This is a genomic window from Burkholderia sp. AU45274 (assembly GCF_030482505.1).
Lineage (GTDB): Bacteria > Pseudomonadota > Gammaproteobacteria > Burkholderiales > Burkholderiaceae > Burkholderia.
Map to the genome: position 1 here is coordinate 192161 of NZ_JAUJQE010000007.1, position 23166 is coordinate 215326.

The 23166-nt window shown below is 67.2% G+C and carries 17 protein-coding genes; 5 read left to right on the forward strand and 12 right to left on the reverse strand.

The window, feature by feature from the left end; genetic code table 11:
- Window positions 1-24: 24 nt before the first annotated feature.
- A complete protein-coding gene (locus QZM35_RS24915; protein ID WP_301776997.1) occupies window positions 25-1068 on the reverse strand; it encodes an ABC transporter ATP-binding protein in 1044 nt (347 codons plus the stop codon).
- Window positions 1069-1075: 7 nt separating this feature from the next.
- Window positions 1076-1927, reverse strand: a complete 852-nt coding sequence (locus QZM35_RS24920; protein WP_089433455.1) for an ABC transporter permease — start codon at window positions 1925-1927, stop codon at window positions 1076-1078.
- A gap of 161 nt (window positions 1928-2088) precedes the next feature.
- Here QZM35_RS24920 and QZM35_RS24925 point away from each other — a divergent pair, with 161 nt between their 5' ends.
- Window positions 2089-2985: a LysR substrate-binding domain-containing protein gene (locus tag QZM35_RS24925; RefSeq protein WP_174974019.1), complete on the forward strand. Its 897-nt coding sequence runs from the start codon at window positions 2089-2091 to the stop codon at window positions 2983-2985.
- 91 nt (window positions 2986-3076) lie between these two features.
- Here the strand turns inward: QZM35_RS24925 and QZM35_RS24930 are convergent, their stop codons facing one another.
- Window positions 3077-4759: an alkaline phosphatase family protein gene (locus tag QZM35_RS24930; RefSeq protein ID WP_301776998.1), complete on the reverse strand. Its 1683-nt coding sequence runs from the start codon at window positions 4757-4759 to the stop codon at window positions 3077-3079.
- A gap of 311 nt (window positions 4760-5070) precedes the next feature.
- Between QZM35_RS24930 and QZM35_RS24935 the strand changes: the two genes are divergently transcribed.
- The gene (locus QZM35_RS24935; RefSeq protein WP_027790361.1) at window positions 5071-5295 is read left to right on the forward strand and encodes a hypothetical protein; all 225 of its coding nucleotides are present in this window, start codon (window positions 5071-5073) and stop codon (window positions 5293-5295) included.
- A gap of 57 nt (window positions 5296-5352) precedes the next feature.
- On the opposite strand, the gene QZM35_RS24940 is transcribed toward QZM35_RS24935, so the two are convergent.
- Together QZM35_RS24940 and QZM35_RS24945 are read right to left on the reverse strand one after the other, a co-directional pair.
- Entirely contained in the window at window positions 5353-9156 is a 3804-nt protein-coding gene (locus QZM35_RS24940; RefSeq protein WP_301776999.1) for a DUF748 domain-containing protein, read from the reverse strand.
- A gap of 148 nt (window positions 9157-9304) precedes the next feature.
- On the reverse strand, window positions 9305-10741 hold the full coding sequence (locus QZM35_RS24945) for a DUF1254 domain-containing protein (protein WP_089428876.1): 1437 nt from the start codon (window positions 10739-10741) through the stop codon (window positions 9305-9307).
- Between the two features lie 311 nt (window positions 10742-11052).
- Between QZM35_RS24945 and QZM35_RS24950 the strand changes: the two genes are divergently transcribed.
- From QZM35_RS24950 to QZM35_RS24960, 3 genes are all read left to right on the forward strand, one after another.
- On the forward strand, window positions 11053-11331 hold the full coding sequence (locus QZM35_RS24950; RefSeq protein WP_206124945.1) for a toxin HicA: 279 nt from the start codon (window positions 11053-11055) through the stop codon (window positions 11329-11331).
- Entirely contained in the window at window positions 11328-11651 is a 324-nt protein-coding gene (locus tag QZM35_RS24955; RefSeq protein ID WP_089428874.1) for a type II toxin-antitoxin system HicB family antitoxin, read from the forward strand. The genes QZM35_RS24950 and QZM35_RS24955 overlap by 4 nt, the downstream gene beginning before the upstream one ends.
- A gap of 215 nt (window positions 11652-11866) precedes the next feature.
- The gene (locus QZM35_RS24960) at window positions 11867-14956 is read left to right on the forward strand and encodes a heavy metal translocating P-type ATPase (RefSeq protein WP_301777000.1); all 3090 of its coding nucleotides are present in this window, start codon (window positions 11867-11869) and stop codon (window positions 14954-14956) included.
- 148 nt (window positions 14957-15104) lie between these two features.
- Here the strand turns inward: QZM35_RS24960 and QZM35_RS24965 are convergent, their stop codons facing one another.
- The 7 genes from QZM35_RS24965 to QZM35_RS24995 all read right to left on the reverse strand — a co-directional run bounded on the left by QZM35_RS24965 (window position 15105) and on the right by QZM35_RS24995 (window position 23154).
- Window positions 15105-15584: a GNAT family N-acetyltransferase gene (locus tag QZM35_RS24965; RefSeq protein ID WP_071333859.1), complete on the reverse strand. Its 480-nt coding sequence runs from the start codon at window positions 15582-15584 to the stop codon at window positions 15105-15107.
- Between the two features lie 190 nt (window positions 15585-15774).
- Window positions 15775-15930 (reverse strand): hypothetical protein, encoded by a 156-nt coding sequence (locus QZM35_RS24970; RefSeq protein ID WP_006481665.1) that lies wholly within the window; start codon window positions 15928-15930, stop codon window positions 15775-15777.
- Between the two features lie 175 nt (window positions 15931-16105).
- The gene (locus tag QZM35_RS24975; RefSeq protein ID WP_301777066.1) at window positions 16106-17503 is read right to left on the reverse strand and encodes a flagellar hook-length control protein FliK; all 1398 of its coding nucleotides are present in this window, start codon (window positions 17501-17503) and stop codon (window positions 16106-16108) included.
- A gap of 1061 nt (window positions 17504-18564) precedes the next feature.
- Window positions 18565-19137 (reverse strand): LysE family translocator, encoded by a 573-nt coding sequence (locus tag QZM35_RS24980; protein WP_301777067.1) that lies wholly within the window; start codon window positions 19135-19137, stop codon window positions 18565-18567.
- A gap of 57 nt (window positions 19138-19194) precedes the next feature.
- Entirely contained in the window at window positions 19195-20736 is a 1542-nt protein-coding gene (gene ilvA / locus QZM35_RS24985; protein WP_301777001.1) for a threonine ammonia-lyase, biosynthetic, read from the reverse strand.
- A complete protein-coding gene (locus tag QZM35_RS24990; protein ID WP_089428870.1) occupies window positions 20729-22330 on the reverse strand; it encodes a gamma-glutamyltransferase family protein in 1602 nt (533 codons plus the stop codon). The genes ilvA and QZM35_RS24990 overlap by 8 nt, the downstream gene beginning before the upstream one ends.
- Window positions 22327-23154 carry a thioesterase II family protein gene (locus QZM35_RS24995; RefSeq protein WP_301777002.1) on the reverse strand — a complete coding sequence of 276 codons (828 nt, stop codon included), beginning with the start codon at window positions 23152-23154 and terminating at the stop codon, window positions 22327-22329. Before QZM35_RS24995 ends, QZM35_RS24990 begins: the two co-directional genes overlap by 4 nt.
- Window positions 23155-23166 lie beyond the last annotated feature (12 nt).

Sequence of the window (23166 nt, forward strand, 5' to 3'; positions counted from 1 at the left end):
GGGATCTCCGTTGAATGAAAGGGGTCATTGCGCGTCCGGCGCGGCCGGCAGCACGAGCAGATGGCGCGGGTCGATCGCGATTCGCCGGGTGGCCGGCACGCGGCCTTCGCACAGCAGCGGGTCGGCCGAGCCGGCGGGAATGAAGTCGTAGCGTTGCGTCGCGCCGAAGTAGCGCACGTCGCCCGGCGCGCCGTCGATGCCGTTCACGCCGTGCGCCGGCGGATCGGCCTCCACGTGCTCGGGCCGCACCAGCACCTCGACCTCGGCGCCCGGCCGGTGCCCGCCGGTCTCGACGCGCAGCGTCGCGAACCGCACGTCGACCGTATCGTGCGCGGTCACGCGGCCGCGCAGCAGCGTCGAATGGCCGACGAAGCGCGCGACCTGCGCGGACGCGGGCCGCTCGTACAGGTCGCGCGGCGTGCCCACCTGCAGCACGCGCCCGCCGTCGACGATCGCGACGCGGTCGGCCATGCTCAGCGCCTCGTCCTGGTCGTGCGTGACGAGCAGCGTCGTCGCGCCGCACGCGCGCTGCAGCGCGCGAATCTCGTCGCGCAGCTGATGGCGGATGCCGGCGTCGAGCGCGGCCAGCGGCTCGTCGAGCAGCAGCAGCTTCGGCTCGATCACGAGCGCACGCGCCAGCGCGACGCGCTGCTGCTGGCCGCCGGACAGCATCGCGATGCCGCGTTCCGCATGCGCCGCCAGGCCGACGCGCTCGAGCATGTCGCGCGCACGCTGCCGCCGCGCATGCGCCGAGACGCCGCGCATTTTCAGCCCGTACGCGACGTTGTCGGCCACCGACAGGTTCGGAAACAGCGCGTAGTGCTGGAACACCATGCCGACCTCGCGCCGCCATACCGGCACGCCGGCCATGTCGGCGCCGCCGATCACGATGCGGCCGCTGCCGCCGTCGAGCAGGCCGGCCGCGAGCCGCAGCAGCGTGGACTTGCCGGAGCCGCTGCGCCCCATCACCGCGAGCAGCTCGCCTTGCGCGGCGGACAGCGTGACGTCGTCGACGCCGTGTCGCGCGCCGGGATACTGGAAACTGACGTGTTCGAACTCGAGACTCATGACGGACTCACTTCATACGTTGCACGGTGCCGACCGATACGAGCGTCGCGAGCACGGCGAGGACGAGCAGCACGACGGTCGCCGCGCATGCCATCCCCGACGCGCCGTAGAACGCCTGCAGCAGCACGATCGGATAGTTGCGGTAGCGAAAGCCGGCGATCAGGTTCGAGATCTGGAATTCGCCGATCGACAGCGCGGCCACCATCACGAGCCCCGAGAACAGGCTGTGCCGCAGGTTCGGCAGCACGATCGTGACGAACTGGCGCAGCGGCGTCGCACCGAGCGTCGCCGCGCAAGCCTCGAGGCGCGCGAGCCCGAGGTGGCGCAGATCGCTGAGCAGCGTCTGCAGCAGGTACGGCAGCGTCAGCACCGCGTGGGCCCCGATCATCAGCGGCAGCGTGCCGAGCCAGGGCAGCGTGTCGCCGCTGAAGATCGCGATATAGCCGAAGCCGAGCGTCAGCGCGGGCACGGCCACCGGCATCAGCATCACGACGCGCGTCGCCATGCCGCGCCCGGCCTGCGCACGGTGATGCAGCGCATATGCGAGCGGCAGGCCGAGCACCGCGTTGAGCGCGCAACACGCCAGCGCCACCGTCAGGCTCACGCCGAATGCGCGGGTGAAACTGCGATTTCCGGCGAGATCGGCGAACCAGTGCCAGGTGAAGCCGGTCGGCAGCAGCGTATTCGTCCACGACTGGCCGACCGAGCCGATCAGCAGCAGCGCGATCGGCAGCAACAGGTAGAGCCCGAACACCGCGACGAGCGCGTGCAGCAAGAAGCGTCCGGCACTCGGGCGCACCGGCCTGTTACGCGAAATCGGAACACCATCGGCCAGGGCCGGGGCGGTAGACGCAGGCATGAAAACACTCGCGGACAAGAGACGAAGACACCACGCAACGCCCGCCGGGCGGGGCTGTCACGCGTTTTCTGGATGGCCGAAGTGTGCGGATCCGACATGGCATCGTCATGAAAAAAACGTACAAAGCCCGCATCGATCTGTGCGCCGAAGGAATAGTCGCGATGAAGCACCTGTATCCGAACGTCTCGGAACTGAATGCATTCACCTGTTCTGCGAAGTATCTGAACTTCTCGTACGCGGCCCGCGAACTGGGCCTGACGCCCAGCGCGGTCAGCCGGCAGATCGCGAATCTCGAGGCGCTGTTCGGTGTGAAGCTGTTCGTGCGCGAGGGGCGCAGCCTCGTGCTCACGCGTGCCGGGCAGGTGTACCACGCCCGCGTCGCCGGCCCGCTGCGCGAGATCGGCAACGCGTCGATCGAACTGCTGAGCGCGCGCGAAAACGGCGACCTGCTGACGATCGCCAGCGTGCCGACGTTTACGACCAAGTGGCTCGTGCCGCGGCTCTCGCGTTTCCTGGCCGTCGCGCCGGGCGTCACGCTGAGCTTTCGCCGCCATCTCGCGCACGGCGACATCTTTCCGTTCGGGCTCGACGCGGCGATCCGCTACGGCGACGGAGCATGGGAAGGCGTGCGAAGCGATTACCTGGACGGGCGAACCTTCGTGCCGGTCTGTACGCGCGAATTCGGCGAGCGGCACGCGTTGCGCACGCCCGCCGACGCCGTCACGGCGCCGCGCCTCGTGCACGAGCAGGCCGAAATCGCGTGGTCCGCGTGGGCGGAACGCCATCGCGCCACGCAGATGAACGCGCTCGCCGGGCCGCGCTTCGAACAGTATTCGGTGCTGATCCAGGGCGCGCAGGCGGGCCTCGGGCTCGCGCTCGTGCCGCGTTTCCTGATCGCGGACAATCTCGCGGCCGGCACGCTCGTCGAACCGTTCGACGCGCCCGTCGAGGTCGACGCGCAGGGGCACTACCTGTGCTACGCGCCGGAGCGCCTCGAGACGAGCGAAGCGTTGCGGCACTTCAGGGCATGGATGCTGGACGAATGCGCGCCGGCGTAAGCCGGCCCGCATGCGTCATGCGGCGAGACGCGCTCGACCGCGCGCCCCGCCGTACCGGACACCGCCGGGCAGCGGTGTCCGGAAACCGTCGTCAGTGCCGATCGATGCCCAGCCCCGGCAGCACGCCGGTATTCTCGGCCACCACCGCATGCAGCAGGCGCGGGTTCGCGCCGAGCAGCCCGAGGATCGTCGGCGCGACCTGTTTCGTGCCGACCGTGTCGGTCACCGTGCGTGCGCGATGCAGGCCCGGGTACGACACGAGCAGGCCGAGGTGGCTGTCGTCCGGCGCGTTGCCGCCGTGCTCCTCGTCCTTCTTCGTGCTCGACGTGTAGATCACACCCGGATTCGGCTGGACGATGATGTCCGGCGTGCGGCCGTTGGCCGGATCGCCGAAGCGGTCAGCAAGCGCCGCGCCGTACAGCACGTACGCCTGCGGGCCGTCCGCGCAGATCCCCGGCGCGTTGCAGCCCAGGTTCGCCTTCAGCGTCTGCACCACGGCCGTGCGCTGGTTGCGGTCGCGCAGCCAGATCAGGCCGACGTCGTCGGTCTGCACGAAACCCGTGTCGACCAGGCCGGAGCCGTCGTTCAGGTTGCCCGTCTTCGTGTTGTTCTGGCCGAAGTTGCCGTTCGGGTCGACGTAGTTGTTCGCTTCGAGCAGCTTCGTCAGCGTGTCGCCGTTCTTCACGAGCTTCGTGCGATCGGTCGGCGACTGGCCATGCTTCGCCGTGACGATCACGGCCGTCGACGCATACAGGTTCGCCTGCGTCAGCGCCGCGACGATATGGCCGATCGAGTTGTCGACGTACGTGATCGCGTTCGCGACCTGGCCGTTCGGCGTGAAGTTCGCATCGAGATAGCCGCCGCCCTTCGCGACCGGCGCCTTCTGCGCGACGCTGAGCGTCTGGAAGTTGCCGCCGAACAGCGTCGGCACCGGCGCGCTCTTCGTGCCCGTCGAGTCACGGCCGTTGATCTGGTTGATCAGCGCCTGCACGTGCAGGTTGTCGAACTGCGCGGTATGCGAATAGACGTCGGTGTAGTCCGTCTTCGTCACCGGGTCGATCGAGTTGATCTCGGTGCGCATCAGGTCGTCGACGCCGGTGCCCGACGGCCCGTTCAGCCAGTCGTAGCCCCACGCGTGCTTGTCGGCCCATGCGGTGGTCGCGTTCGGGATGCCGGCCTTCACGGCCTCGAACACGGTGTTGGTCTTCACGTAGTTGTGCGGATAGACCGGCACGCACTTGCCGTTGACCTTCGCGTTCGGGATCGCCTGCGGGTTGAACGCGCCGCCGCCGTCGAGGTGGACGAGGGCGCCGCCGTTCTGGGCATCGATGCCGGTCGTCTCGTCGAACACGACGTTCCAGCCCTGCTTGCCCGAGCAGCTCGTGTCGCCCGGCGCGTACAGGTTGCGGTCGTACGACACGTCGTAGAACAGGCCGGCCGTCTTCGGCGAGCCGCCCGTCACGAGCGCGGCGAGGCCCGGGAACGAATCCGACAGGCCCGGCGTATAGGCATTCGTGTACGTCACGCCGCTTTTCGCGAGCACCGCGATGTTCGGGCACGTGTTCGCGCCGATGCAGCGCGCGAGATCCTGCTCGTGCAGGCCGTCGACGCTGATCAGCAGCACGTGCTTCACGACGCGGCTCGCGTGGCCGCGATCCTCGCCCTGACTGTCGCCGTCCTGCTGCGCGGCGTGCGCACCCGCACCGGCGAGCGCCAGCGCGCCCGCCACCATCGCCACCACCTTCCGCTGCTTACCAAGGAAAGACATGATCACCCCACCTCTTCGATTGACGTTGAACTGCGTGACTTGCCATCAGGCGCGCAAGAATATGGGCGCGTCGTGGGTCGCTCGCATGAAGCGGGGCTTTCTGTTTTCTATCAAACGTAACCAATCGCAAGTGACACGAATCGGTCGCAAAGCAAGGTGGCCTGGCGCACATTGCGACGGGGCGCGCTCACCGGCCGGCACTACACCGGTGCATCGGTCAAACCGCCGGCAACGTCATCGGCCGCACGATTTTTTTCCGGCTTGGCGCACGACTATTGGTGTGTGATAAAGGGTTTTCCCTGACCCGGAGCACGAGTATGTCGACCCTGGAAGCCCTCCGGTTCGTGCTGGACGATGCACGCACCCCCGAAATCATTCGCCACCACGTCGTCGACGCGTTGCAGTACGCGTTGCGCAACTACGGACAGGTGTTCACCGCGAAGGAAGTCGAATGGCTGGCGCAGTGGGACGACGCGCGCCTGCCGCTGGCTGCCAAGAAGGAGTTGGGCAAGCGCGAGGAACCGGCGATCGCCGCGCGCTGAAAAAAAACGCGCCGCCGCGCCCGAACGGATGAACGGACGCGGCGGCGGATGGCTCGCTTACTGCAGGCCGAAGTCGACGCGGGTGGTGGCGCCCTTGTCCTCGATGCCCTTCGCATCGAGCTTCGGCGCGACGACGAACACGCGGCTCGAATCGATCTTCCCGTCGAGGTATTGACGCACGGCCTGCGCGCGCTGCTGCGCGAGCGCACGCAGCGCGTTGTCGTCGGCCGGCGCATGGTCGGCGAGCGCCTTCTTCATGTCGGCGTCGGGCAGCGTCTTCTGCAGGCCGATCACGTTGCGCGGCTTCTTGAAGTCGGCGGCCTTGTACGCGCGCGTCAGGTACTTGCTGTACTCGGCCGGCTCGACCTTCACCGACATCGGGTCGATGCTCTCGCCCTGCCCGACCACGTCTCTCAGCTTCTGCTGGCGCACGAGCCGATCGACGTACGCGTCGCCGAGCCCCGACGTGTCCTTCGCCGGATCGACGCGGCCGATCAGGTCGAGGCGGATCGACGGCTTCTCGGTCAGCATCTTCACGACGGTGTCGAGCTTCTTCTGCTGCGCGTCGTCGAGCTGATACGAGCCCGGCGCGAATTCGACGTAGCCGAGATCCTCGCCGCCGCCGCCGAACGCATGCGCGAGCAGCGAGAACGGCGACGTGACGGCCTTCGCGATCAGGTTCAGCACCGCGCGCCAGATCAGCCCGCCGACGCTGAACTCCGGATTCGACAGCGAGCCCGACACCGGCAGGTTCACGTCGATCTGGCCGCGCGTGTTCTTCAGCAGCGAGATCGCGAGCTTCACCGGCAGCCGGGTCGCCGTGTCGTTCTCCACATGGTCGCCGAACGTGAGCTGATCGATGAAGATGTGGTTGTTCGCCTTCAGCTGGTCGTTCGCCAGTTCGTAATGCAGGTCGACGTTGAGCTTGCCCTTCGTGATCGGGTAGCCCGCGTACTTCGCCGAGTACGGCGTCAGGTTGGTCAGCTCGATGTCGTGCGCGGTCGCGGTGAGGTCGAGCGCCGGCTTCTCGATCAGCGGGTTCACCGAACCCTTGATCGAGATCGGCCCGTTGCCCGCGAGGTTCGCGGCGACGTCGACCGGCGCGGACGTCGTCGAATCCGTGCCGAACGCGCCGACCGTGCCCTTGATCGCGACGAGGTTCGCCGTGTAGTTCGGCTTGATGAAGTTGTCGGTGTACGTCACGCGGCCGTTCTGCAGCAGCAACTCGCCGAAATGCATGCGCACCGGGTTCTGCGGCGGCGGCGCGGCCTTCACGACCACCGTCGCCGAGGCGGCGGCCGGCACGGACGCCTGCTGCGCGGCCGCAGCCGACGCGGCCTGCGCGGCGGCCGGCGGCGTCATGCCCGGCGACAGCGGCACCGGCTCGCCCTTGCTCGCGTCACGCGTGAGCGACTGCGCGGGGCCCGTTTCCTTCGCGACCACGTCCTTCAGGTTCAAACGCCCCTGCGCGTCGAGCAGCACGCGGCCGTAGAAGTTCGAGAACGTCACGCGCGCGGCATCGACGTCGGTGCCCTTCTCGTCGTAGTTCGCCTTCAGGTTCGTCAGTGCGAGCGAGCGCCAGCCCGCGAACGGGTCGGAGGTCGCCTTGTCGAGCATCCGCACGTCGACCAGCGCGACATCGCCGCGATAGGTCGCGCGCGGCGCGCCCTTCACCTGCGCGAACGTCAGGTTGCCCTGCGCGTTGAGCAGCGCACTGGCGATCGTCGCGTTCAGCGCGCTGCCGAAATACGGCTCGAACGCGGCCGCGTCGAGACGGTTGCCGTTGACCTTCAGGCCGAGCTTCAGCGGCTGCGCGGTCACGTCGCCCGTCACGTTCAACGAACCCTTGCGGTTCAGCGTCGCCTTCAGTTGCACGGGCAGCGGCTTGGTCAGGTCGTCGCTGATCTTCTGCACCGACAGGTCCAGCGGCTTGATCGCCAGCTTCACCGGGCGCGGCGTCGACAGGTCGGTGAAGTTCGCGGCAGAATCCTTCACGTTCAGCGCGTCGATCCGGTAATGCCACGACGGCGCGGCGGCCTCGGCCTTGCGCGCGACCGTGCGCTTCGGCACCGCAGCCTGCGCGGGTTCGGCCAGCGCCGCGAGGTCGATCTTGCCGTCCTTCAGGCGCTGCACGTCGAGCGCGAGCCCGCTGACGTCGACGCTGGCGATCTCCGCGATGCGCGTGGCCACGTCGACCTTCGCGATCTTCGCGCTCGCGTCGGGCAGCACGATCGCGGGCGCCTTCGCATCGGGCGTCGCGATCTTCAGCGACTTCAGGCTGACCGTGCTGTCGGCAACCTGTGCGGCGAGCGGCGTCTTGCCCCAGTCGGCCTTCGCGTTGACGGTCGCGCCGAGCGTGCCGTCGAGCACGCGCGCCCGCGTCGCCTCGCCGAGGTACGGCTGCAGCGCCGGCAGCGCGAGCGCGGCGACCGTCAGCTTGCTCTCGACCTGCTTCTCCGCGAGATTGAACGAGCCTGCGGCCGTCACGTCGCCGCCGCGCGACAGCGACGTCGACAGCGTGTATTTCGCGGGCGTCTTGCCCTGCATCGTGAAGCCGTCGAGCGTCGCGGCGAGCTTCGTGAGCGACAGCGCGGTCGGCGTCGCCGGCACGCGGTCGTCGACGTTGACCGTGCCGCCGTCGATCGCGAAATGGCGGATCGTCAGGTCGAGCGGCGGCGCTTCCTTCGTTGCGGCTTCGACCTTCGCGCCGCTGGCGGTGGCTGCGACCGCGGTGGAAGCCCCGGTTGCCCCCGACGCCGCCGGCTTGCCCTCGGCGGCCTTCGAGGCGGCTGCCGGCTGCGCGGCGAGCTTCTCGACGTTCAGCACGCCCTGCTTGTCGCGCGCCAGGTCGACCACCGGCTGGTCGATCCGGATCTCGTCGAAATGCATCGCATTGCGCAGCGGCTCGAGGCTGGCCGCCGCGACGTGCACGCCGCGCGCGGCGAACAGCGGCGCGGACGCATGGTCCGTCACCTTCGCGTCCTTCAGGTCAACGGTGCCCGACACGCGCAGCGCGGGCGTCTCGCCGCTCATCACGAAATTGACCGCGAGGTCGCTGCTCAAGAGGCCGCTCGTCACGGCCACCGGCAGCTTCGCCGGCACGTACGAGATCAGCTTCGGCACGTCGAGGCCGTCGAATTTCAGCGCGATCTCCGATTCGCGCGACTGCGCGAACGGCTTGGTCTTGCCGTCGATTGCGATCGGGCTGCCGTCGAAGCGCGCGCGCAGCTTCGGCTCGACGAAGATGTCGGTCTTCGAGGCCAGCGTCGCGATGTACGGAATGCCGAGCGTCCAGTTGTCGACGACGTGCTTTTCGTTCAGCAGGCGGTCGTCGAAATCGATCCGGCCGTTGTTGACCTGAATGTTCGACACCGAGAACTGTGTCGGCTTGCTTTCGGTTTTCGGCGACGGCGTCGAGAACTTCTCGATCAGGTCGGTGAAGTTGAAGCGCTGCGCGTCGTAGCGGACGATATGAAAACGCGGCGAGTCGAGGCGCACTTCATTGACGATCGGCGCGCCGCGAAACAGCGACGACCACGACGGCCGCACGACGAGCTTCGCGATGTCGATGAAGTCGCCCTGGCCGCCTTTGTCGCCGAGATGGATGCCGTCGGCTTCGAGGTTCAGCGTGTAGGGGTTCAGCGCGATGCGCTGGATCGTGGCGGGCCGGTCGAGCTGCTTGCTCAACTGCTGTTCGGCGATATGGCGGATCAGCGGCGGCGCCGCGAAGAACCCGAGCAGTCCGAATAAAACGATGAAGATCAGCAGGCCGATGCCGATGCGCCGGGCCCGGCGCGAGCGTGTAACGCCACCGAGGGCATGGAGGGTCGAGGGTACGGTTTCTTTGTCTGCGCTTGCCATGCTTGAATGCCTCGGGATGGAATGCCGGGCCGCGCCGGAGAACCGGGCGGCCGCGCACGCTATCCCGAAAGTATAGGCTCAGGAGGTGACGGTACGGGGTTCGGGCGCCGTCGCGCCCGCCGGTCGGACAGCGCCGCCGGTCATCCGTTCATTTCCGGACGATGACGGGCGGCATCCACGACCCGTCGCTCGCCTGCGGCTTCGGCGCGTACAGGCGCAATGCGAGCGCGAAATCGGCGCGCGGCGCCGGCAGCCAGTTGGCCGCATGCGTGCCGCCCGGCGACGCCGACACGACGATGTCGATCGAGCCGTCGTGGTTGCGGCGCAACCGGTCGCGATCGCCGAGCGAGCGACGTGCCGACCCGACGTCGGGCAGCGCGCCGTTGGTCGAATAGGGTGTGAGCGTCCAGAACGCGCGCACCGGCGGCAGCGCGCCCGGCGCGAAATGCAGCACGTAGCGGTTCGCGCCGTTCAGCGGATGGCCGTCGCTGTCGACGCGGACGACCGCGAGCGTTTCGTCGTCGCGCGTCGCGGTGCCGAACTGCGTGTAGGCCGCGTACGCGCGCAGCGTGTAGTCCTGGCCGTACTTGCCGGCCGTATCGCCGATCCAGCTCCAGCCGTTCGCGTTCAGCAGGTTCGACGGCGGGGTCGAGAGCCGCGCGCGCGCCTCGGCGACGCCGGCCGTCGCGGCCGCGAGGCGGTCGCCGGTCCACAGCACCGGGTAGCCGGCCGACACGCCGATGTCGCCGAGCAGTTCCTGTGCGTGCGCATCGTCGGCCGGCGCCGGGTTGTCCTGCAGCGCCTGCGCGAAGCGCGTGAAGAACGCCTTCGGATCGAGTGCGGCCACCTGCTCGGCCGGCGTGCCGCCGCCCACCGCTTCGGACGGCGCGCTGCCCGCATGCACCGCGACCGACGCGCCGCGCGCCGCGCCCGTGTAGACGGACAGCGGCACCACGCGGATCGCGCGCTGCAGTTTCTTCACGTTCGTCAGGTCGCGCCCGCCGCTCGTCTGCAGCCGGACTTCGAGCCACGCATTGGCCGACGGCACGTCGATCCGGACCGCGCCCTTCGGCAGCGTGCCCTGCCAGTCCTTCGCGGCGAAGGCAATCGTTTGCGATCGCGCGCCGCCGCGTGCCCCGCGTGCGGCCACGCTCGACGACGACCACAGCACGTTCGTCCACATGTCGAGTGCGCGCGCATCCCAGTAGCGGCCGCGCGTGTCGGGCAACGTGACGATCACGGGTTCGGTCGCGACGTCGAGCCAGCCGGTCGAGTCGAGCGTGTCGACGCCCGGCAGCGGCGGATTGACCGCGCCGACGGGCGGCAGCGCCTGCGCATGGCGCAGCGTGTTGAGCGGCGCCTGCCCCGGTTGCGCGCCGTCGCCGCCCGTCGCCGCTTCCTTCGCGACGTCCATCAGCACGAGCGGATACGCGTAGACATAGGAGTCGGCGACTTCCGCGCGCATCCAGCCGGTTTTCCGCTGGATTGCGTCCGGTTGCGACGCGCACCCCGCTAGCAACGCCATGATGGCGAGCGACGCGCACGCGCGCCGCAGAGAAACTGATTCCTGCTGGTTTTCAATCATCGATTACTGGCCGAATATCGTTCTTTTCAGTCAACGCCTTGTTCGACTTGCGAATGGCGAAAGCAAGGCACCCCAGCCTGCCCGGACAACCGTCTCGCTACGGTTCATAACGGTGGGCGCTGATGTCAGGCCGGTATCATAGCGCCTCAGGGCATCCCCCAATATGCCGATTAGCGGGTGGCGCGTATTCGCGGGCTGACCGGTCCCAAATGTTTCGCCGGATCTTCAGATAAATTGGGGCGACATCGAAGCGATGTCGGCCGACTTCGGATCGGTCTCAGTAGCGATTGAGTTGCCATCTGGATTGACAGATGGTGTCACTATTGACACCATTCAGCATGGCAAGCGATTGGAAGATCCTCGAACAAATGAGGCGCGAGCCCGCGAATGTGCGATTCGGCGATCTGTTCAAGGTCTGCGAGGCACACTTCGGCCAGGCCCGCCAATCCGGTTCGAGCCACGCCATTTTCAAGACACCGTGGCAAGGCGATCCTCGAGTGAATATCCAGAACGATCGCGGGAAAGCCAAGGCCTATCAGGTGCGGCAGGTTCTCGACGCGATCGACCGACTGAAGGAACAGAAATCATGACTCAAGACCACTTTACGTACCGCGTAACGTGGTCCCCGGAGGACGGGGAGCACGTCGGCCTGTGCGCGGAGTTCCCGTCACTTTCGTGGCTCGCCGCGACGCCGGAAGGCGCGCTCGCCGGCATCCGCCGGCTCGTTGCCGATGTCGTGCGCGACATGACCGCGAACGGCGAAAAGGTGCCCGAACCGATCGCCGACCGAACCTATAGCGGTGAATTCAAGGTCCGCATCCCGCCGCAGGCTCACCGCGCGCTGGTGATCCAGGCCGCCGAACAAGGCGTCAGCCTGAACCGTCTCGCCAGCGCCAAGCTCTGCGCGTAGCCACGCGATCGCGTGCAAGCCCGTGACGCCCGGCTTTTCTCGCGGAAGCCGGGCGTTCGCTTTTTCCGGGCCGTGGCACCCTGTGAACAAGGATGGCCTTGAGCCGATCCGCCCGCCTTGCATCGCATGCATCACGCACCGCTTGACCTTACCATCATGGGAATGTTGATACTGGGATCATTGGCGGCATGAGCCGCGCATTCAGGGAATCCGACATGACTGAATCACTTGCCTCCGCAGCGCTGCATACGACCGAGCTGAGCATTGACGGCATGCATTGCGGCGGCTGTACGGGCCGCGTGCAACAGGCGCTGGCCGCGGTGCCGGGCGTCGTCGACGCGGCAGTTGACCTCGACACGCACACGGCGACGGTGACTGCGCAGGAAACGGTAGGAGCCACACAACTCGTCGAGGCGGTCGACGCAGCCGGCTACCGCGCCGCCGTGCGCGACCCGCTGCTCGAAGACGCCACGACGCCGCATGCCCATCCTGTCGAAGCATCGCCCGCACCGCTGGCCGCAGCCGCTTCCACGACCCGCCACCCGCTTCCGGCCGACAGCACCACCATCGAACTCGAGATCGACGGGATGACCTGTGCATCGTGCGTGTCGCGCGTCGAAAAAGCGCTGGCGAAGGTGCCGGGTGTCACGCGCGCGTCGGTCAATCTCGCGACCGAGCGCGCCACCGTCGATGCCGCGGCGAACGTTTCCGCCGCGCAGCTGGTGGACACCGTGAGGCAGGCCGGCTACGGCGCGACGCCGACGGTAACGGAGGCCGGCGTCGCCGCGTTCGCGCCTTCGTCGCCTGCCGCGCCCGCCAGCATCGAACTCGAGATCGACGGGATGACGTGCGCGTCCTGCGTATCGCGTGTCGAAAAGGCGCTGGCGAAGGTGCCGGGCGTCACGCGCGCGTCGGTCAATCTCGCGACCGAACGGGCTACCGTCGACGCCGCGCCCGATGTGACCGCCGTACAACTCGCCGAAGCCGTGAAACAAGCCGGCTATGGCGCGACGCCGGTGGCCGGCGCCGCGATCCCGCCGGCAGCCTCCACCGCCTCCGCCGATCTCGAACTCGACATCGGCGGAATGACCTGCGCATCCTGCGCCGGCCGCGTCGAAAAGGCGCTGGCCGCCGTGCCGGGCGTCGCGCGCGCTTCCGTCAACCTCGCAACCGAGCGTGCGTCGGTGCACGGCGCCGGCGCGCTCGACGCCGCCACGCTGATCGCGGCCGTCACCACGGCCGGCTACCGCGCGTCGCTCTCCGCCGCATCATCAGCCGGCGCCACCGCCGGGGCTGACGCGCAACCGGCCGGCCCCGCGCAAGACCCGGACACCCGCAAGCACCTCGAAGCGATTCGCGAACGCGATCTCGTGATCTGGTCCGCCGTGCTGAGCGCGCCCCTTGTCGCACCGATGCTCGTCGCGCCGTTCGGCATCGACCTGATGCTGCCCGGCTGGCTCCAGCTCATGCTCGCGTCGATCGTCCAGTTCGGCTACGGCGCGCGCTTCTATCGTGCGGCCTGGCATGCGGTGAAGGCGCGCACCGGCAACATGGACCTGCTCGTCGCGCTCGGCACGTCGGCCGCGTACGGGCTGAGCCTGTGGATGCTGCTGCGCGCCCCCCTGCATCCCGGCCACCTGTATTTCGAGGCGTCGGCCGTCATCGTCACGCTGGTGCGCTTCGGCAAGTGGCTCGAGTCGCGCGCGAAGCGCCAGACCACCGACGCGATCCGCGCGCTGAACGCGCTGCGTCCCGACCGCGCGCGCGTCGTCGAGTACGGCGTCGAGCGCGACGTGCCGCTGGCGCAGGTACGCGTCGGCACCCACGTCAGCATCCGTCCCGGCGAGCGCGTGCCGGTCGACGGCCGGATCGTGTCGGGCCGCTCGCACATCGACGAATCGCTGATCACCGGCGAAAGCCTGCCCGTGCCGAAGGACGACGGCGACGCCGTCACGGCCGGCTCGATCAACGGCGAAGGCGCGCTCGTCGTCGAAACCACCGCGATCGGCGCGGAGACGACGCTCGCACGCATCATCCGCCTCGTCGAATCCGCGCAGGCCGAGAAGGCGCCGATCCAGCGGCTCGTCGATCGCGTGAGCGAGGTGTTCGTGCCGGCGATCCTCGGCATTGCCTTGCTGACGCTGGTCGGCTGGCTGATCGCCGGCGCCGGCACCGAAACCGCGATCCTCAACGCGGTCGCGGTGCTCGTCATCGCGTGCCCGTGCGCGCTCGGCCTCGCGACGCCCGCCGCGATCATGGCCGGCACGGGCGTCGCGGCCCGGCACGGCGTGCTGATCAAGGATGCGCAGGCGCTCGAACTCGCGCAGCGCACGACCGTGATCGCGTTCGACAAGACCGGCACGCTGACCGAAGGCAAGCCATCCGTGACCGCGTTCGAAGCGGTCGACGTGCCGCATGACGACGCGCTCGCGCTCGCGGCGGCGGTGCAGCGCCAGAGCGACCATCCGCTCGCGCGCGCCGTGGTCGCCGCGCACGATGCCGATCTGGCCGCACGCGGCGGTGCGGTACCGTCGCCCGTCGTCGCCGATGCCCGTGCGGTGGCCGGACGCGGCGTGGAAGCACGTGTCGGCGGGCAGTTGCTCGCGCTCGGCAGCACGCGCTGGCGCGACGAGCTCGGCATCGCGGCGGCGCCCGCGCTCGACGCACGCGCGGCGGAGCTCGAGCGCGCGGGCAACACGATCTCGTGGCTGATGCGCGCCGACGCGCCGCGCGCATTGCTCGCGCTGATCGCTTTCGGCGACACCGTGAAGCCGGGCGCCCGCGACGCGATCGCGGCGCTGTCGGCGCGCGGCGTCGCGAGCGTACTCGTGACGGGCGACAACCGCGGCAGCGCGGCCGCCGTCGCGGCGTCGCTCGGGATCGGCGAGGTGCATGCGCAGGTGCTGCCCGACGACAAGGCGCGTGTCGTCGCCGAGCTGAAGCGCACGCACGGCGGGATCGTCGCGATGGTCGGCGACGGGATCAACGATGCCCCCGCGCTCGCAGCGGCCGACGTCGGTATCGCGATGGCGACCGGCACCGACGTCGCGATGCATACGGCCGGCATCACGCTGATGCGCGGCGACCCGGCGCTCGTCGCCGACGCGATCGACATCTCCCGACGCACGTACCGGAAGATCCAGCAGAACCTGTTCTGGGCGTTCGTCTACAACCTGGTCGGCGTGCCGCTCGCGGCGCTCGGCTTGCTGAACCCGGTGATCGCAGGCGCGGCGATGGCGTTTTCGAGCGTCAGCGTCGTGACCAACGCGTTGCTGTTGCGGAGATGGAAGGGGCGCGCGCGGTGACGTGTGCCGGTGACGTGTGCCGAACGGCCAAATGGCCGTTCGGCGCTTGGCGCTTGGCGAACAGGAAGGATCGTGAGGTCGGCCGGCATTGGCCGATCGCGGCGGGTCGAACCGCCAGCGCACGACGACGCGGCGCCGGCCGGTGGCTTCAGTCCGAAATGACTGGCTTGATCAAGGTCGTCGTGATCGGCGCGAAGCCGCACGCACGATACAGCGCACGGGCCGCCGCGTTGTGATTGAACACCGACAGCCCGATCTCGGTGACGCCGTACCGGCGTGCCTCGGCATCGAGCGCCTCGAGCGTACGCGTGGCCCAACCCTGGCGGCGCCGGGACGGGGCGATGTCGAGGTCGTAGATGAACAGCGTGCGGTTCGGCCCTTCAGGCACGATCGCATACCAGAGGTCGCCCACCGCGTCGCCGCTGGCGCCGTCGATGAGCACGACGAGGGTCTGGCCGGAGGTACGCAGGCCGTCCGGCAGCAGCGTGTCGAAACAGGCGCGCGCCCGGCTGGCCGCGTCTTCGACAGCATTTTGTCCGGATGAAACGAGATCGCTCGCGTAGCCGTCGATGGCTCGCGTGCGGTACGCGTGGAATTCGCTGGCCGTCATCGGCCGCATCTGCAGCATGGCCCGGTCACCGTGTACGGAATCGGACTTCCAGTGTAGCGGGACGGTCGCGCCGGCGCGCGATGCGGCGGCGGAAAGCGGACAGGCTGGTGCGCCGCGCTGACAGCGAATCAGCGAATCAGCGAATCAGCGAATCAGCGAATCAGCGAATCAGCGAATCAGCGAATCAGCGAATCAGCGAATCAGCGAATCAGCGACGGTACAGGACGATAGGCACGAGGTGCGCACGGCGCACGCGCTCGGCCTCGGCACGACGCGCAGCGTACGAGTATTCGGCGTCGAGCGGCAGGTGCGGGGACACGAAAAGGTCGTCGATCTTTTGCAGCAGGGCGAGGATGAAGCTCATGTGAGACTCCTGACAGATGTGGCTAGGGTTTTCCCTTAGATGGACTCCATTCTAAGGGTTTTCCCTGAACTCTGCCAGCGCACAGCATCAGTTTGCCGCATGCGCATGACGGCCGATCGCCGATACATCACGACGATCCTTGCTTCATCTGGCTCCCAGGATAGGGTCGAAACAATTAACGCGTGCGGCGAGCGCGCTTCGCGACGGCCGCTTCGCGGTTCGCGTTGCGCTGAAGCCGGTCGACCTGCGACAGAAGCGCTTCGTGATGCTCCTCGAGCGTCATCAGCGTTGCCTGCTGCGTCGACAGATCGGCCGCAAGGCGATCGATCCGCTGCTGCTTCGTGGCGACGTCCTGCTTCAGGTGCGCGATCTGCCGCGTCTGCATCACCAGCGCGACGAGTCCGGCCAGCACGACGACGGCCAACGCCAGCAGCAGGCGATTGACGCGGCGCATCTCGCGATCGGCCGTACGCGTCAAGCCGTCCACATCGGCCTGCAGTGCGGCCAGTCGGTCGGTCAGCGGGCGCAGGTGCGTATCCGGATCGAAGGCCGGCGCGGCCGGTTGCGTGCGCTCCGCCGACGGCTTCGTGACAAAGGAGGCAGCGGAAGCCAGCGGCTGCGTAACGGGGGATACGGTGGCGTCGACCCGCGACACGGCGTCATGGGCCTTCGCGGTGTTGGCCGTGTTGGCCGTGTTGGCCGTGTTGGCGGCAATCACCGGCTTGGCCGGCTGCGCCGACGTCTGCGGCTCGACCGTCGTCACCGGGCTCGCCCCGGCCGCCTCCGGCACCGTGCCAACGCTCGACACGACCGGCGCGGATTGCTCCGTTGTCGCTTCGCTTGCACCGGCAGCCGTCCGGCGTTTGCCGCCCGACGACGCACGGCGTTCCTTCGCGGCGTCACCGGAGGATCGCCCTTCGCGGGATTTAACGGCGGCGGCAGCAGCAACAACAACAGCCTTCTCGACTTCACCATCAGCCGCTTGAGATCCGGTCGACTTCGCCTCAACACCATCGGTTGCTTGCAGCTTGGTCGCCACCGTTGCGGCGCCATCGCCCGCAGGCATGTCGGCGGCTTTCGTTGCAACGCCATCGGCCAGGGGAATATCGACCGCCGTCATCGCAGCCGCGCCAGAAGCCGGCACGACGTCAACGTTTGCGTCACCACCACCTTCAGGCGACGAAACGCCATGCGTTACCGTCGCGACTTCAGGCGTCACTGCACCTTCCGCTGCTTCCACATGTCCTGCCGCGGCCAGCCCATCCGGCGCACTGAACCCGTCCAGCGCAGCCTGCCGCCCGGACGCCACATCGTCCGCGACATCGACTGCCGCCTCGGCTTGCGCGCCCGCTTCGTCACGCGCCGCAGCCGGCACGCGCTCGCCCGGCTCGAGCACCGGATCGCCGAACAGGTCGAGCGTCCGTTCGTCTCGCGACGCGTCGCCGGCCGGCGCATTGCCGGACCGCACCGTCGCCCTCGCGGACGTACTGCCCGCGGCAGCAGCCGAGCGCGGGCGCGAACGGGCCGACGAACGATTGGAACGGGAGCGAGGCGAGGAAACGGATTCGGTCACTTCTGCCAAATTACTGTCCAAGAACATCTATCGAATTCCAACTATCTCTAAACAAATCAATAATTTGCATCATCAACCTGTCCATTTTACGCTGACAGAATTCCACCCTATCCAGTGATTTCCGATGGGCGATGTGATGGGCCTGAAACCGATGCTAACCGACAAACAAGCCAAAACGCTCAAACCACCCGACAAACCCTGCTTCGACGGAAAAGTGACCGGACTACTGAGCGGCGCAGACCGCATCGACCCGCGCAATCGGGATCAAGAGGCGCCAGTGTTGCGGCGGCCCTTGCGTTCGAGCAAGCCGCCCGCCAAGTCCACGACGAACGTGAGCCCGGGTGAACGAGTAAAAAGCATGCAATTCACTGGATCAGCGGCCTGGAAGGCGATGTCTTTCCCAGGCTCGGCAATCGGAAGCTCGACGCGATTGGCCCGGGCGACTTGTGCAGACGCCCTACGCCCGATCTGGCTGACGAAGACTGTTACAGCCTGCCGTACTCGTCAACGCATGCAGCCGTCATGCAGTGGATGCGGGCACACGGTCACATCGCGGCGAATCCTGTCATGGCAGTCGACTACACCCCTCCAAAACAGTCGACCCAAGCGACACACCAACCGGCAATGCCGTGGCCCCTGGTGCCGCAATTCGTCGCGACTCACCTTGCCCAGCACACACCGGGTCGAGCGAAAGGCCCGGATCCAGGTGCACTGTTTTACCCAACTGCGACATGCCACAGGACTCGACGTCCTGCCGCGTGCCGGCACCATCAAAAAGAAAATTGCTTCCGGTGTGAGGTCAATGCTGGAATGGGTGCGGCGCTCGATGGCAAGGTCGACGATGTCACCAACCCGATGTCGACCGAGGGCCTGGCTGATCCAGCCGGCGGGGGGACAACGCGCACGCTAACGCCGGCGCAGCGCTCCGTCGATACCGACGTCAGGCAGTGCATCAGTCGAAAGCCTTGACGCGAGCGCTCGCGGATTGCGGGAGCGTATCCGGGACATCTGCACCCGCAAAGGCCGCCCCCTCAATGGCGAGCGGCACGGTCACCGGACGCTCATTTGACGAGTGAATACAGCAGGGTTCCGGAAAACAACACCAGCAGCATCGACGCAGAACGAAGCAGCGTCGTAATATGCCGCGGCCCGGATGCCAGGACGCTCGTCACGCGCCCCAGGCTGGCCCAGCCCGTCCCGATGGGCACGAGCACCAGCAGAAACGCACCGAATGCCACGACCCCGTTGCCGGCATCATGAAACGCCTGCAATGGAAACGCCGTGCTGGCCAGCAGAAAGGCCTTCGGATTCAACAGCGTGGCGACGAACAGGTTCCGCCACGTCACGACCTTCGCGAGTTTGTCCTCTTCCATCCGGCCCTGCGTCCACATGTTGACCGCCAGCAACAGCAGGTACGACGAACATGCGACCTTGATCACGGTCAGGACGTGAGGATGCGCCGCGGCGAACGTCAGTAGCGAAAATCCCCACACGGAGATGGCGATGACATAGCCTGCCGCCTCGGCCAGCACGAGCGGCAGCGTTCGCGCCAGGCCGACACTGATGCCCGATGAAAACAGCAACGTGTTGGTCGGCCCCGGGACAACCAGCACCAGAACCGCGTAAAAACACATCGTGATCAATTGGTGAGTATTCAACGTAGCCTCGAACGACGTGTTAGCCGCTTTTTATCAGTATTCCGGATGATGAAGCGATGCCAGATACGGCCGCGCATCGGTCTGTTCGCTGAACTCGAAATTCGTCGCTTCCAGCGCACGGGTCAGCCGGGACGAATCGGCGCGATCGCATCGAATCCCGATCAGCACCCGCCCGTAGTCGAACCCTTCGTTACGATAGTGGAACAGGCTGATATCCCACGCATCGTCGAGTGTCAGCAGGAACTCCAGCAACGCGCCGCGGCGCTCCGGAAACATCACCTGAAAGAGCTTTTCCTGCTCGAGATGCCATGCGTCCGCGCCGACGAGCTGATGGCCATACGTCTTCCACAACGTACTGCCGCCAAGATCCGTGGCCCGGTAGCCAGCCGTTTCCAGGTCGTGAATGATGCTTTGCGCCTCCTCGGCACCCGGCGTCTGCACCCCCACAAAAACCTGCGCTTCGCGTCCGGTCGTGCGGCGGTAGTCGAATGCCGTCACGACACGCTCGCCGAGCTGCTCGATGAGTGCGCGAAAACTCCCGGGACGCTCGGCGATCGATACGGCAAGACGCACCTCCCGGTGTTCACCGATCGTCGAGCGCTCGGCGATATAGCGCAGCTGATCGAAATTCATGTTGGCCCCGGACGCAATCGCAACCAGCGTCGCCCCCTGCAGCTGTTCGCGCTGCTGCCAGGCCTTCAATCCGGCGAGCGCCAGTGCGCCCGACGGTTCGAGAATCGAGCGGGTATCGACGAAGACGTCCTTGATCGCCGCGCAGACTTCGTCGTTGTTCACCAGCACGATGCCGTCCAGATACTGCTTGCACAACGCGAAACTGTGCGCCCCGACCTGGCGTACCGCCACACCGTCGCAAAAGCGACCGACGTGTGCGAGCCGCACCGGCGCGCCGCCGGCGAGCGCCTGACTCATGCTGTCGGCATCGTTCGGCTCCACGCCGAAAATCCTGATCTGCGGCTTCACGCGCTTGACGTACGCGCAAATGCCGGCGGCCAGCCCTCCGCCGCCGATCGGCACGAAAATCGCATCGAGCTGGGTCGTCTGCTGCAGAATCTCCATCCCGACGGTGCCCTGACCCGCAATCACATGAGGATGGTCGAACGGTGGCACGAAAGTACGCTTTCGATCGTTCGCGCAGGACAGCGCGGCATCGCACGCGTCGTCGAAATTGTCACCGCACAGCACCACCTCGGCACCGTAGCGCTTCACGGCCTGCACCTTGATCGCAGGCGTCGTGTGAGGCATGAACACGCTGGCCTTGCAGCCCAGCGTGTGCGCCGCGAGCGCCACGCCTTGCGCGTGATTGCCGGCCGAAGCGGTCACCACCCCGCGCGCGAGCGCGTCGCTCGACAGCCGTGCCATCAGCGTGTAGGCACCCCGCACCTTGAAGCTGAAACTCGGCTGCATGTCCTCGCGCTTGAGCAACACACGACTGCCGAAACGCTCGGAAAGCCGGGACAGGCATTCGAGCGGCGTCTTGACCGCGACGTCGTAGACGGGTGCGTTCAAAATACCGGTCAGATAGTTGAATTCTGCATGCATGGCGTGATCAATCATGAACTGGATCGTGGCGGTCCCGACGTGTGTCGCGCTCCGCCGCTGCCGCCGACCATGGCGACGAGACGAACGCACCGCCCGTCAGCTGTCGGGTTTCCGCATGGCGCAGTACGACGTTAGGGCAACCGAACAGATTCGGCGCGATCAGGTTGGCCGCGCGCCGAACCTCGTGCGTCGCGCCGATCGCATTCACGACCGATGCTTCGATACGCTCGTCGACCGTGACCCACGGGTCGCCGCTCACGTCCAGGCGCGGGAAGTGAATCGCGTCCTCGACCGACATGCCGCAATCGACCAGATACGCAATGAGCTGCATGACGGCCGGCATGATCCGTCGACCACCCGACGCGCCCAGCGCAAGCACGTCGCCACTCGCTCGCCGGATCACCGTCGGGCACATGTTCGACAGCGGCACCGCACCGGGCTTGATCGAGTTGGCGTTCCCCGGCCGGGGATCGAACCACATGACGGCATTGTTCGTGACGATGCCGGTTTGCGGCAACGTCACTTTCGAGCCAAACATCGACAATAACGTCTGTGTCAACGCGACCGCGTTGCCATGTCGGTCGACGACACTGATATGCGTCGTGCACGTACCGCGTCGTGCGTCGTCCGTGGGCGCCCCGGCGCCGATACGCTCGGCATAGGTCTGCGCCAGCGCGTCGGCAATGCGCGAAAAGAATCGCGCGTCCGGAACCGCCATGTCGTCGCCGGCCGGTTGCCGTGCGAACAGCGATAGCGCGCAGGCCAGCGCCGGCCCCGCGGTCAGTTCCGATGAGGTCAGGATGGTCGCATCCCGGTAGCACAGTGCTTCGATCTGCTTGATCTCCGCGCCATAGGCGGCCAGATCGTCGATGCACAGGCGCGATCCCACCGCCGCGAAATCGGCAGCGATCCGGCGGGCAAGCGCGCCGCGGTAAAAATCCTCGCCGCCCCGTTCGGCAAGCGCCTCCAGCGTGGCGGCCTGATGCTCGAGCATGATGGGCGGGGCGGCGCCGGACCAGTCCGACGCGGGCACGTGCCCACCGGGCAGATAGCATGCCGCGCTCGCCGGATAACGTGCGAGCCCCGGGGCAGCCGACGCCACCTTCAAGGTCAGATACCAATCGACTTCGAGCCCCTCGCGGGCACAGCGAACCGCCGGCTCCACGAGCCGCCGCCACGGGAGCGAACCGAACTCACGGTGGGCCAGCGTCATGCCGGCGACCTGCCCCGGCACACCGATTGAAAACGGGCCTTCGAGATTTCGATCGTCGACGACCGCGGGCCACCCGAACATGCCCCGTGCGGATTCTCCGGTCAGGCGATAGTCGTCGGGCTCGAGCGCCAACGGGGCCTTCGCCGCGAAGTCGATGTTGAATGCGGTTCCGTCGGCCGGCGCGACGACCATATGCCCCACGCCGCCCAAGCCGCTTTGCCAGGGTTCAAGCACACCGATTGCAAAGCTCGCGGCGATCGCCGCGTCGATGGCGTTACCGCCCTCCTCCAGCACCGCTGCCCCGATGCGTGATGCCTTGTAGTGCTGACTGACAACGATGCCGCCGGAAGCCGAAACCACGGGTTTCCTGATCTGCCAGTTTTCAAAATGAGTCACTTCATGCCTCTGTCGTGATTGAGGGCGCACGTGACGCGTGCGGGCGAAGCCGGGCTGCCGTGACAAGGCTGCAGCGACCGCAGGACGATCGTGGCCAGGTGATCCAGTACGGCCCGCATTGCCGATTGAATGAAAAAATGCCCACCGTCGAAGCGCGTGATCGAAAATTGCGCCGACGTGAATACCTGCCACGCCAGCGCATCCGCTTCCGACACCAGTTCGTCGTCCTTCCCGGCGAGCACGTGGATCGGTATGCCCAGGTCGCGCGGCGTACTGCGCCACGTTTCCCGGCACTGCAGATCGGCACGGATGGTCGGCATGAAGGTGTCGATGAAGTCTCTGCGCTCGAGCGCGACGGCCGGCAACCCGTTGAGGCGTATCAACGCGTCGATCAACGCATCGCGCGGAAGGATGTGCAGCACGTGCTCGCGGCGCAGCGGCAGGTGCGGCGCGGCACATGCGGACGCGACGAGTGCGGTCGGACGACGTCCCAAGTCGACGAGCCGACGTGCCAGCTCGACCGCGATGACGGCCCCCATGCTGTGGCCGAACAGCGCGAAAGGAATGTCCGCGCGGTCGCCGACGACACGAACCAGCTCATCGACGACGGCATCCATGTGCGTCAGCGCGGGTTCAGAAAACCGGCCCCCCCGCCCGGGCAACTCGATCGCGCACACCTCGAGGTTCGCCGGCAGCGCCTGCCGCCAACCGGCAAAAATAGAGGCACTGCCGCCCGCGTAGGGCAGGCAATAAATCCGCGCGTCAGGTTTCCCGTGCGCGGAAAAAGACACGAGACCGCGGCTCGACTTGACGATTTCCGGCATGGCGAATGCGCT